We start from the raw sequence: 11,017 nt of genomic DNA, 5'->3' as shown, positions 1-11,017 counted from the left end.
GAGCCCCCGCGTTGTTGTCTCCGGAAAAGGACTACAGCCGTTCGAGCTGAACGGGCTCGGCCAGCAGGGCGCTCAGCGATTCGTTGAGGTCCTGGACTGCAGTGCCCTTGGAATGCTTCGCCAGGTCTTCTTCGGAAGCCCACTGCTCCGTCAATACCAGCTTTTCCTCGGTGGCCTCCGTCAGTTCATACCGGATGCAGCCGGGTTCGTTGACCACCTCGTCGATCGCGATTTCGAGGGCGAGCTTCACACGGAAGAATTCGCCGTCGTTGGGGATGAACGTTGCCTTCAGGTCAATGGGTGCACTCATGCGTTTCACAATACCGGTCCGTCCCCACCCCTCCCCGAATATTTTGTAGGACTTCCTAGTTTTAGGCTTCTCTTGCCACGGCTCTGTTGGTAGCGTGCCAGCATGCGCGCTTATACAGCCGGGGACACTGACGTCCCGCTGCTTGACGAGACCATCGGCCAGAATTTTGAGCGGATAGTGGCCAGGTTCCCGTTCCACGACGCCCTGATCGAGGCGGCGCCGGTTCCCGGAGCGGACGCCCGCCGCTGGAGCTACACCAAACTGAACGACGACGTCGACCGGCTGGCCCGCGCGCTGCTGGCCCGCGGCGTCGCCGCCGGGGAACGGATCGGCATCTGGAGCCCCAACTGCGCGGAGTGGACCATCCTGCAGTACGCCACCGCCAAGATCGGAGCGATCCTGGTCAACGTGAACCCGGCCTACCGGAGCCATGAACTGGAGTTCGTGGTCAGGCAGAACGGCATGAGGATGCTCGTCGCGGCGCCGTCGGACCGGAGCAGCGACTACACGGCGATGGCCAGGCAGGCCCTCGCCGAATGCCCGGAGCTGAAGGAGCTGGTGTTCCTGCCCGATGGCGGCCAGCCGCTGCTGCAGGCGGGCGACCCTGAAACTGCTGCGGAAATGACGTACGCCGAGCTGCTCAAGCGGGCTGACGACGTCGGGCATTCCGTCCTCAAGGCCCGCCTGGCGGGGCTGGACCCGGATGACCCCATCAACCTGCAGTACACCTCGGGCACCACGGGCTTCCCCAAAGGCGCCACCCTCACGCACCGCAACATCCTGAACAACGGCTACTCCATCGGGGAACTGCTGGGCTACACGGAGCATGACCGGGTGGTGATTCCGGTGCCGTTCTACCACTGCTTCGGAATGGTGATCGGGAACCTGAATGCCCTGAGCCACGGCGCCGCCACCATCATTCCGGGACGCTCCTTCACTCCGGCGGCAGCGCTCGAAGCGGTCCAGGACTTTGGCGGGACGTCCCTGTATGGCGTGCCCACCATGTTCATTGCCGAGCTCGCGCTGCCGGACTTCGCCTCGTATGACCTGTCCACGCTGCGCACCGGTGTGATGGCGGGATCCCTGTGTCCCATCGAGGTGATGAACCGGGTCATCTCGGAGATGAACATGAAGGACGTGGCCATCTGCTACGGAATGACGGAAACGTCGCCGGTATCCACCATGACCCGCGCCGGCGACACCATGCAGCAGCGCACCGAAACCGTGGGACGGACCATGCCGCAGCTGGAGAGCCAGGTGGTGGACCCGGTGACAGGCAACGTGCTGGAGCGCGGGGAAATCGGCGAGCTGTGCACCCGCGGGTACGCCGTGATGAAGGGATATTGGAACCAGCCGGACAAGACTGCCGAAGCGATCGATGCCGACGGCTGGATGCACACCGGCGACCTGGCCCGGATGGACGCCGACGGCTACGTGGTGATCGAGGGCAGGATCAAGGACATGGTGATCCGTGGCGGCGAGAACATCTACCCGCGTGAAGTCGAGGAGTTCCTGTACAGCCACCCGTCCATCCAGGACGTGCAGGTGATCGGCGTCCCGGATGCCAGGTACGGCGAGGAGCTCATGGCCTGCATTATCCTCAAACCCGGCGCGGAACCGCTGGACGCAGCCGCCGTCGCCGAGTTCTGCCGCGGGAAGCTGGCGCACTACAAGATCCCGCACTACGTGGAGGTCCGGGACAGCTTCCCCATGACTGTCTCCGGGAAGATCCGCAAGGTGGAGATGCGGCAGGAAGCCGTGGCCCGGCTGGGGCTCTAGCCTTAGGGCCTGGGTTGCCCGCCCGGGCCCTGCGGGGGCCTCATGTGTCCGTTCGCGGCTGCCGCCTAGTGCCTGCGGTGGTCCTGGATGGTCATCCGGGGGCCGAACGTGGGTTTCCTATACCCGCTGAGGCCGATCATCCGCACCACCCGCTGACGGTGGCCCTGCCACGGCGCCAGCAGCCGCAGCATCCCCGCGTCGTCGGTCCGCCGGCCCGTGAGCGCCGCACCCACATACGCCGCCAGGTGGTAGTCGCCCACCGCGATGGAGTCCGGGCAGCCGTGCGTCCTCTGCACCACCTCGGCCGTGGTCCAGACGCCGATGCCCGGAATGGTCTGCATCCCGGCGGCTGCCTCCGTTGCCGGCACCGCCGCCAGGCGTTCCAGCGCGACGGCGGAACGCAGCGCCCGCATCACCGTGGCCGAACGCTGGGGGCCCACCCCGGCCTTGTGCCACTCCCACGACGGGATACGGAGCCACTGCTCCGGTGTGGGCTGAATACGGAGCCCGGCCGGCGCGGCCGTACCGGCAGCCGGTGCTGGCGCGCCGAAGCGGTACATCAGGTACCGGTAGCCCCGCCGGGCTTCGATGACGGTGACCTTCTGCTCAAGAATGGTGGGCACCAGGGAGTCAACCATCCGGCCGGTGGCGGGGAGACGCAGCGCCAGGTTCCGGCGTCGGGCTTCCACCACCATCCGGGGGAGCGTGGAGTGGAACTCCGGGTGGTCGAACCCGGACCAGTCGTCGCCGCTGCCCAGCAGCCGCGGCGCGGCGGCCAGGGCCTCCTCCGAACCCGGTCCCCACGCCTGTACGTCCACCGCCGGTTCGCGGGGGTCCCCGGCAACGGTCAGGCGCAGGGTGGCGGGCCCGCGCGGGGTGGTGAATGCCATCCAGAGCCCATCCGGGCGGGAAGCGAAGGCCGGATCCCCGTTGCCGCGCATGACTGTTCCGAGGGTCTGCAGGAGGTTGAACGGGCCGCCGGGATGCCATCTCAGGGCGGCGTCCGCCGCGGCGGCCAGGCCGGCGGGGACGTCTGCGATGGTCATGGAACCATCGTCCCATGCGGGGCCGACAGGGCCGGAAACGCGCAAGGCCGAACGGCCCTGCCCGTCACCGATGCCCGGGCCTAGACTCCAGGTGTGGCGTGGACCGCCCGCGCCGGGCCGATTGCGGCCAGACTGTGGAATGCCAGGTGAAAACAATGGCCGGAGGAGTAGTCCACTTCGAGATCCCCGCCGACGACGAAGACCGCGCACGGGACTTTTACAGTTCGGCGTTTGGCTGGGAGATGAACCCGCTGCCGGACATGAGCTACACGCTGATCATGACAACGCCGGTTGATGACACGGGCATGCCGTCCGCGGCCGGTTCGATCAACGGCGGCATGTTCCGCAGGGAGGGGGAGATGGCGGCACCGGTGGTCACCGTTGACGTGGAGGACATCGACGCCGCCCTGGCGAAGATTGCCGCCGTGGGCGGTTCAGTCTTCCGGGGCAAGATGGAGGTTCCGGGCATGGGCTGGAACGCGTATTTCAAGGACACCGAAGGAAACATCGTGGGCCTGTGGCAGAACGCCGAAGCCGGCTCCGCCGTCAGCCCTGACGCCGCCGCGAACGACATCGGTGCGTAACGCTTCAGTGCATTCCTGAAACCGCCCACAGCCCTACGACGGCAAGGGGAACCGTCAGCGTTGCCGCCACCAATCCCGCCAGCGCGAATCCGCCCCACCTGATCCGGACGTTCAGCGCCCGCAGCCGCTCATGCCAGAGCAGCGTGGCCAGGGAGGCCCACGGACTCACCAGCGGGCCAATGTTCACGCCGATGAGCAGGGCAGCCAGCCTGGCCGGCGAGCCGGCCACCGGCTCGAGGGCCAGGTAGGCCGGAAGGTTGTTGGCCGCGTTCGCGGCGCCCGCGCCCAGTCCCGCCACCTGCAGGAGGGCGGGCAGGCTCTCACCTGATCCGGCCACCCCGGCCAGGAGCAACGTCAGGCCGTTGGCGTGCAGGGCCTCCACGAGCATGAACAGGCCTACCGTTAGCATCAATGGACGCCACGGAACCATGGACCACCGCAGCGCGGCAGGGCGTCGCCGCAGGAAGACCGCCAGCAGGAAAGCCGCGGCCGCCATCGCGGGGTACTGCACGGGCACTCCCGAAACCAACGCAGGCAGCAGCACCAGCACCGTTCCGATTGCGACTATCAACAGGCCGCGGTCCCGCACGCGATGGACAGGCTGCGGCCCGTACGTTCCGCGCAACTCCCGCCTGAACGCCAGCCACAACAGGGCAAGGGGGACCAGCAATCCCACCAGGGCCGGCGCCCAGACCAGGCCCGCAAAGCCCAGCGGGCTGAGCCCGAGCCTGTCCTGGGCCAGCAGGTTGGTCAGGTTGGACACCGGAAGCAGCAGGGAGGCCGTGTTGGCGAGCCAGATGCTGGTCAGGGCGAACGGCAGCGGCGGAATCCGGGCGTGGACGGCCAGGAGCACCACCACGGGCGTCACCAGCACCGCCGTCGTGTCCAAGGACAGAAAAACCGTGGAGACAGTGGCCACGGCAATGACCAGGAACCACAGGGAGAAGACCCGCCCCCGGCCCAGGGCAGCCAGGCGGTCCGTCACCACGCGGAACAGCCCCGCCTCGTCCAACAGCTCCGTGACCAGCGACATTGCCAGCACGAATGACAGGATCGGAATGGTGCGTGAGGCCAGTTCCCCGAACGCAGGCACGGGGAGTGCGCCGACGGCCAGGGCAGCCAAGCCTGCCGCGAGCATGGCCCCCGGCAGGAGGTAAGTCCGTATCTTCGTCAACCACGAGAACCGCTTCACCGCCCAATCGTCGCATCCGCCGCCGGTTGAGCGTGCGAGCGGCGCTCGCGCGCACGGGCGCAGGCGGCCGCGGAGGCACGGGGAAGAGGCCCAAGACGGTAACTTTGTACCTATGAAGTACGCCCAGTCCGTCCTGGACCTCATCGGCAACACGCCTCTCGTCAAGCTCAACCACGTCACCGACGGCATCAAAGCCACCGTCCTGGCGAAGGTGGAGTACCTGAACCCCGGAGGGTCCATCAAGGACCGGATCGCGGCGAAGATGATCGAGGAGGCGGAACGGGGCGGAAAGCTGCTCCCCGGCGGAACCATCGTGGAGCCGACGTCCGGCAACACCGGTGTGGGCCTGGCCCTGGTGGCACAGCAGAAGGGCTACCGCTGCGTCTTCGTGGTGCCGGACAAGGTAGGCGAGGACAAGCGCGCCGTCCTGCAGGCATACGGTGCGGAAGTGGTGGTGACTCCCACCGCCGTCGCCCCGGACAGCCCGCAGAGCTACTACGGCGTGTCCGACCGCCTGGTCACCGAGATTCCGGGCGCCTACAAGCCGGACCAGTTCTCCAATCCGGCCGCTCCCGGCAGCCACTACGAAACCACCGGACCGGAAATCTGGCGCGACACTGACGGCCGGATCACGCACTGCGTAATCGGGGCCGGCACCGGCGGCACCATCACCGGCACCGGACGCTACCTCAAGGAGGTTTCCGCCAACCGGCCCGAAGCCGACGGCGGACGCGTCCGGATCATCGGCGCCGACCCGGAAGGTTCCGTGTACTCCGGCGGCACCGGCCGGCCGTATTTCGTGGAGGGCGTCGGCGAGGACATGTGGCCGGCCAACTACGACAAATCCGTCCCGGACCAGGTGATTGCCGTCAGCGACGCCGCGTCCTTCGAGATGACCCGCAGGCTGGCCCGCGAGGAGGGCCTGCTGGTGGGCGGCTCCTCCGGCATGGCCGTGGTGGCCGCCCTGCAGGTCGCCAAGGACCTGCCCGAGGACGCCGTGGTGGTGGTGATCCTGCCCGATTCCGGCCGCGGCTACCTGGCGAAAATCTTCAACGACCAGTGGATGCGGTCCTACGGCTTCCTGTCCGGCGGCGAAGAGGCCTCCGTCGGTGAGGTGCTCAAGTCCAAGACCGGTGAACTCCCGGAGCTGGTGCACATCCACCCGAACGAAACCGTCCGCGATGTCATCAACATCATGAACGAGTTCGGCGTTTCCCACATCCCGGTCCTGTCCCAGGAGCCGCCGGTGGTCATGGGCGAGGTCCTGGGAGCCGTGGACGAACGGAGCCTGACCTCCAAGCTGTTCCGCGGCGAGGCGAAGCTGACGGACAAGATCTCCGAACACATGGGGGAGCGCCTGCCCGTGATCGGTTCGCTGGAGACCATCTCCGCGGCCCGCGAACTGCTCTCCGACGTCGACACCGTGATGGTCACGTTCGTGGGCGCCCCGGTGGGCATCCTCACCCGCCACGACCTTCTCGCCTACCTCAGCAACTGAATCCTCCCTGCGTCCGCAATCAAAAGGAGAACCATGTCTAAAGAAAACCAAGGGTTCAACACCCGCGCCGTCCACGCCGGCCAGGCCTTCGAGCCGCGCACCGGCGCCGTGGTGCCCCCGCTGCACTTCAGCTCCACCTACGCCCAGGAGGCCATCGGGGTCCTGCGCGACGGCTACGAATACGGCCGCGGCGGCAACCCCACCCGCGACGCCCTGCAGGAACAGCTCGCTGCCCTCGAAGGCGGCTCGCACGCGTACTCCTTCAGCTCGGGCCTGGCCGCCGAGGATTCGCTCATCCGGGCCCTCACCCGCCCCGGCGACCACATTGTGCTGGGCAACGACGCCTACGGCGGAACGTACCGCCTGATCAGCCGTGTGCTGGGCGATTGGGGCATCGGCAACACGCCCGTGGACATGGCGGACCTCGATGCCGTGGCCAAGGCCATCGCCGCGGGCGGAACGGGCGGCGGCAAAACCCGCCTGGTGTGGGTGGAAACCCCCTCGAACCCGATGATGAAGATCACCGACATCGAAGCGCTCGCCACGCTGGCGCACGACGCCGGCGCCCTCCTGGTGGTGGACAACACGTTTGCCTCGCCCTACCTGCAGACCCCGCTGGCCCTCGGCGCCGACATCGTGGTGCACTCCACCACCAAGTACATTGGCGGCCACTCCGACGTCGTGGGCGGCGCGATCGTGGTCAACGACGCGGAACTCGCTGAGAAGATCGGCTTCGTCCAGTTCGCCGTCGGCGCCGTCTCCGGTCCGATGGATGCCTTCCTCACCACCCGCGGGCTCAAGACCCTGGGCGTCCGGATGGACCGGCACAGCGACAACGCCCAGGCGGTGGCCGAATGGCTGCTGCAGCGCCCCGAAGTGGAAGCCGTGCTGTACCCGGGACTCCCGTCGCACCCGGGCCACGAGCTGGCGAAGAAGCAGATGAAGAAGTTCGGCGGCATGATTTCGGTGCAGTTCAAGGGCGGCGAGGCCGCAGCCCGGACCGTCGCGGAAAACACGTCCGTGTTCACCTTGGCCGAATCCCTCGGCGGCATCGAATCCCTGATGAACTACCCGTCGGACATGACGCACGCTTCGGTCAAGGGAACCGAGCTGGCCGTTCCGGTCAACCTGATCCGGCTCTCCTGCGGCATCGAGGACGTCGAGGACCTGATCGCGGACCTGGAGCACGCCTTCACCTTTATCGGGACGGGCAGCTAGCAGCCGGTGAGCATTTCGCTTCGTGCCATGTCGCCCGCCACCCGCGGCTGGGTCGTGACGGCGGCCGGCGCGCTCATCCTTGCCGTAGCAGTGTGGTTCTTGTACACGGACTACAAACCGTTCCTGAACGACTTCGAGGTCTACTACTACGGCGGCGGCCGCGTACTCGCATCGGGTGAAGGCGGCGTCAACGAGCTCTACGCACCGCGTGACGGCCTTCCGTTTACGTACCCGCCGTTTGCTGCCCTGCTCTTTGCCTTGTTGGCGACGATGGACTTTGACGCGGGCAGCCTGGTCTTCATCGTTGCGGCCCTGGCCGGTGCAGCGGTGGTGGCCGGCTGGCTGGGCCGGCACTACTTCGGCATGAAGACGTGGCGCGCAGCCTTCGCCGACTACCGCTTCCGGACCACCGCACTGGTGGGAACCGGGGCGATCCTGCTCCTGGGACCATGGCGGGACACGTTCGTCTTCGGCCAGATCAACATCATCCTGATGGGCGTGATCCTGGCTGATTTCGCGTTATACGGGAAGTCGCGCGCGGGCGAAATCCGGTGGCCCGCCGGACTGCTGATCGGCCTGGCCGCCGGAGTGAAGCTCACCCCGCTCGCGTTCGGGCTGTATTTCCTGGTGCGCCGCGACTTCAAGGCGCTCGGCTGGATGGCGGCGGGCTTCTTTGGTTCCATAGCGCTCTCCTGGGCGATCCTGCCGCAGGCGTCACTGGCTTTCTGGACCAAAATCCTTCCGGACACCAGCCGCATCGGCGGTCCGGCCTACGTGGACAACCTTTCCCTGAAGGGGCTGCTGCTGCACGTCGGCATGCCGGATTCGTCAGCGACCACCCTGGTGTGGCTGGTCCTCTCGCTGGCGCTGGTGGTCCTCGCTGCGCTGGTCATCAAGTGGGCGGTGGACGTCGACGAGAACTTCATCGCCGTCTCCGCCACCGCCGTCCTCATGCTGCTGATCAGCCCGGTTTCCTGGTCACACCACTGGGTCTGGGTGGCTGTTGCGCTGCCCGGCATGGCTTTCGCCATGCACCGCGTGCCGTCACGGAGCGGCAGGATGCGGACCGCCGGCTGGGTCATCGTGGTCTTTTCCACCATCGCCTTCTATATGACGCCGAAGAACCTGGCTGTCTGGGCCGGGGCAGCGGAGTGGGGCAAGGACCCGCAGACGCAGTGGCAGCTCACGGTCTCCAGCCTCGGCGTGGTGTGCGGCATTGCCATGCTGGCTTACTGGGCCCTCGCGTACCGTCCCTCACGGGCCTCGCTCCGCTCAACTCCCTCCGGGAAACCTGGCGCCCGGGTAACCTAGCTTTCTTCAAGAAAGTCAGCTACGGTTGCCTGCATGGCACTCCGTTCTGACTGGTCCCAACGCAGTTGCGCCATGGCGCGCGGCCTGGACATCCTCGGCGACCCCTGGAGCGTGCTGGTGCTCCGCGAGGTCTTCTTCGGCAATGGCCGCTTCGACGCCATGAAGAAACGGCTGATGGTGGCCGACTCCGTGCTTACCAAACGGCTGGCTGGCCTCGTGGACGCCGGGCTGCTGGAGCGGAAACCGTACGACGACGGCGGCCGCACCCGCCAGGAATACGTCCTCACCGGCAAGGGCGAGGATGCCCTGCCGGTGCTCAACGCCGTCGTGATCTGGGCCGAAAAGCACCTCCCCGCACCGTCCGACAACGCGCACATGTTCGTCATCCACACCGCCTGCGGGCAGCGGACCTCCTCCGCGGACACCTGCACGGCCTGCGGTGAGCGCCTCACCGCGGACAACACCAGCTGGCACAGCCTCACGCGCACCCCGGAACCGGTCCCGCTGGCCACGGCAGCCCCACAGAGCGGAACCGCAGCATGAGCGCTCCCAAGACGACCCTGCCGTCCGCTCCCGGGAAGAGGACCCGCCGCCGGCTGCATCCCGCGTGGATCGTGGCCGCCGTCGCATTCCTTGCACTGGTGGGCGCAGCCGGCTTCCGGGCGGCCCCGGGGGTCCTGATGGTTCCGCTGCAGAACGAATTCGGCTGGTCCACCACCGTGCTGTCCGCCGCCGTCAGCATCAACCTGGTGCTCTTCGGCGTCACCGCACCGTTTGCCGCGGCGCTCATGGAACGGTTCGGCATCCGCGCCGTGACCTCGGTGGCGCTGGTCCTCATCGGCGCCGGCAGTGCCCTGACCGTGCTGGTGAACCAGTCCTGGCAGATCCTGCTGACCTGGGGACTGCTGATCGGACTGGGCACAGGATCCATGGCACTGGTCTTCGCCGCCACCATCGCCAACACGTGGTTCGCGAAGAGCCGCGGCCTGGTGATCGGCATCCTGACCGCCGGCAGTGCCGCGGGGCAGCTGGTGTTCCTGCCCTTCATTGCCATGCTGGCGCAGGATCCCGGCTGGCGTCAGGCCTCCCTGCTCATCGCCGCGGGTGCCCTGGCCGTGGTGCCGCTGGTGCTTAAATTCCTCAAGAACTCACCCTCCGACGCCGGAGTGCTGCCCTACGGGGCCGAGGCCGTCGCGGAACCTGCCTCTTCGCCGGCGCCGGGCTCGCCGGCGCCCGGCGGCAACGGCGCAGTACCTGACGGGAGTGCCGAGCCCAGCGGAAACGCCGCGGTCCGGGCATTGCAGGTGCTCAAACGCGCCAGCAAGGTCCGTACCTTCTGGGCGCTGGTGGCCGGTTTCGCCATCTGCGGGGCCACCACCAACGGGCTGATCGGCACCCACTTCATTCCTTCCGCGCACGACCACGGTATGGCGGCGACCACCGCGGCCGGCCTGCTCGCCGTCGTCGGCATCTTCGACATCGTGGGCACCATCGCATCAGGCTGGCTGACGGACCGCTTCAACCCGAGGATCCTGCTGGCGGTGTACTACCAGTTCCGCGGCATCGGGCTGCTGGTGCTGCCGCTTCTGCTCAGCGCCACGGTCCAGCCCAGCATGATCGTGTTCGTGGTGATCTACGGACTGGACTGGGTGGCCACCGTTCCACCTACCGCCGCCATCTGCCGCCAGGTGTTCGGGGCCGACGGCAGCGTGGTGTTCGGCTGGGTCTTCGCCGCCCACCAGCTCGGCGCAGCCGCCGCGGCCCTGGCCGCCGGCGCCATCCGTGACGCCACCGGCCAGTACACCTATGCCTGGTTCGGCGCAGCCGCCATGTGCACCATCGCCGCCGTCATCAGCGCCACCATCCGCAAGGATGCCGGGGCGCGGGAGCCCGTCCTGGTGGAGGCCAGGGCTGCCGAGGGCTGAGCACAGACGCGCCGGCCGCCTGGCCCTGCAGCCTGGCGCGTAAAGCCCGGAGGCCGGTTCCTGGCCGATTTGTGATGCCACGCCGGGGCGGGGCAGCAGGGGACAGGGCCGCTGTTTCAGTAGGATGTGAGGACGACGCGCCGGATCCGGCGCG

10 protein-coding genes are annotated in these 11,017 nt (G+C 67.6%); 7 read left to right on the top strand and 3 right to left on the bottom strand.

From position 1 onward, the window contains the following. Nucleotides 1–31: 31 nt before the first annotated feature. Nucleotides 32–310: a putative quinol monooxygenase gene (locus TV39_RS15880; protein ID WP_028269669.1), complete on the bottom strand. Its 279-nt coding sequence runs from the start codon at nt 308–310 to the stop codon at nt 32–34. 102 nt (nt 311–412) lie between these two features. Between TV39_RS15880 and TV39_RS15875 the strand changes: the two genes are divergently transcribed. Then, entirely contained in the window at nt 413–2,089 is a 1,677-nt protein-coding gene (locus TV39_RS15875) for an AMP-binding protein (protein ID WP_043483295.1), read from the top strand. A 65-nt stretch (nt 2,090–2,154) separates the two neighbouring features. On the opposite strand, the gene TV39_RS15870 is transcribed toward TV39_RS15875, so the two are convergent. Next, the gene (locus TV39_RS15870) at nt 2,155–3,135 is read right to left on the bottom strand and encodes a DNA-3-methyladenine glycosylase family protein (RefSeq protein ID WP_043483294.1); all 981 of its coding nucleotides are present in this window, start codon (nt 3,133–3,135) and stop codon (nt 2,155–2,157) included. A gap of 155 nt (nt 3,136–3,290) precedes the next feature. Between TV39_RS15870 and TV39_RS15865 the strand changes: the two genes are divergently transcribed. Further along, complete coding sequence (locus TV39_RS15865; protein WP_043483292.1) at nt 3,291–3,719, top strand: VOC family protein; 429 nt, start codon at nt 3,291–3,293, stop codon at nt 3,717–3,719. A gap of 4 nt (nt 3,720–3,723) precedes the next feature. Here the strand turns inward: TV39_RS15865 and TV39_RS15860 are convergent, their stop codons facing one another. Continuing rightward, nucleotides 3,724–4,857 (bottom strand): SLC13 family permease, encoded by a 1,134-nt coding sequence (locus TV39_RS15860; protein WP_082049792.1) that lies wholly within the window; start codon nt 4,855–4,857, stop codon nt 3,724–3,726. Nucleotides 4,858–5,023: 166 nt separating this feature from the next. Here TV39_RS15860 and TV39_RS15855 point away from each other — a divergent pair, with 166 nt between their 5' ends. Genes TV39_RS15855 through TV39_RS15835 form a run of 5 tightly spaced genes read left to right on the top strand, consistent with a single transcriptional unit; the run spans nt 5,024 to nt 10,863 of the window. After that, on the top strand, nt 5,024–6,409 hold the full coding sequence (locus TV39_RS15855; protein ID WP_043483290.1) for a cystathionine beta-synthase: 1,386 nt from the start codon (nt 5,024–5,026) through the stop codon (nt 6,407–6,409). Between the two features lie 33 nt (nt 6,410–6,442). Beyond that, the gene (locus tag TV39_RS15850) at nt 6,443–7,627 is read left to right on the top strand and encodes a cystathionine gamma-synthase (protein WP_043483288.1); all 1,185 of its coding nucleotides are present in this window, start codon (nt 6,443–6,445) and stop codon (nt 7,625–7,627) included. Between the two features lie 6 nt (nt 7,628–7,633). Then, nucleotides 7,634–8,938 (top strand): glycosyltransferase 87 family protein, encoded by a 1,305-nt coding sequence (locus TV39_RS15845; protein WP_043483286.1) that lies wholly within the window; start codon nt 7,634–7,636, stop codon nt 8,936–8,938. Nucleotides 8,939–8,971: 33 nt separating this feature from the next. Further along, a complete protein-coding gene (locus TV39_RS15840; RefSeq protein ID WP_043483283.1) occupies nt 8,972–9,481 on the top strand; it encodes a winged helix-turn-helix transcriptional regulator in 510 nt (169 codons plus the stop codon). Beyond that, nucleotides 9,478–10,863 carry an MFS transporter gene (locus TV39_RS15835; RefSeq protein ID WP_043483280.1) on the top strand — a complete coding sequence of 462 codons (1,386 nt, stop codon included), beginning with the start codon at nt 9,478–9,480 and terminating at the stop codon, nt 10,861–10,863. The genes TV39_RS15840 and TV39_RS15835 overlap by 4 nt, the downstream gene beginning before the upstream one ends. Nucleotides 10,864–11,017 lie beyond the last annotated feature (154 nt).

This window comes from Arthrobacter sp. SPG23 (assembly GCF_000876655.1).
Taxonomy (GTDB): domain Bacteria; phylum Actinomycetota; class Actinomycetes; order Actinomycetales; family Micrococcaceae; genus Arthrobacter.
Note: the sequence above shows the minus strand (reverse complement) of the source record. Positions and strands in the feature narration are given on the sequence as shown.

Excerpts from the sequence above, each read along its gene's own strand:
- TV39_RS15880 (WP_028269669.1), bottom strand. The coding sequence starts at position 310 with ATGAGTGCACCCATTGACCTGAAGGCAACGTTCATCCCCAACGACGGC.
- TV39_RS15840 (WP_043483283.1), top strand. The coding sequence starts at position 8,972 with ATGGCACTCCGTTCTGACTGGTCCCAACGCAGTTGCGCCATGGCGCGC.
- TV39_RS15850 (WP_043483288.1), top strand. The coding sequence starts at position 6,443 with ATGTCTAAAGAAAACCAAGGGTTCAACACCCGCGCCGTCCACGCCGGC.
- TV39_RS15860 (WP_082049792.1), bottom strand. The coding sequence starts at position 4,857 with ATGCTCGCGGCAGGCTTGGCTGCCCTGGCCGTCGGCGCACTCCCCGTG.
- TV39_RS15875 (WP_043483295.1), top strand. The coding sequence starts at position 413 with ATGCGCGCTTATACAGCCGGGGACACTGACGTCCCGCTGCTTGACGAG.
- TV39_RS15870 (WP_043483294.1), bottom strand. The coding sequence starts at position 3,135 with ATGACCATCGCAGACGTCCCCGCCGGCCTGGCCGCCGCGGCGGACGCC.
- TV39_RS15865 (WP_043483292.1), top strand. The coding sequence starts at position 3,291 with ATGGCCGGAGGAGTAGTCCACTTCGAGATCCCCGCCGACGACGAAGAC.
- TV39_RS15855 (WP_043483290.1), top strand. The coding sequence starts at position 5,024 with ATGAAGTACGCCCAGTCCGTCCTGGACCTCATCGGCAACACGCCTCTC.
- TV39_RS15835 (WP_043483280.1), top strand. The coding sequence starts at position 9,478 with ATGAGCGCTCCCAAGACGACCCTGCCGTCCGCTCCCGGGAAGAGGACC.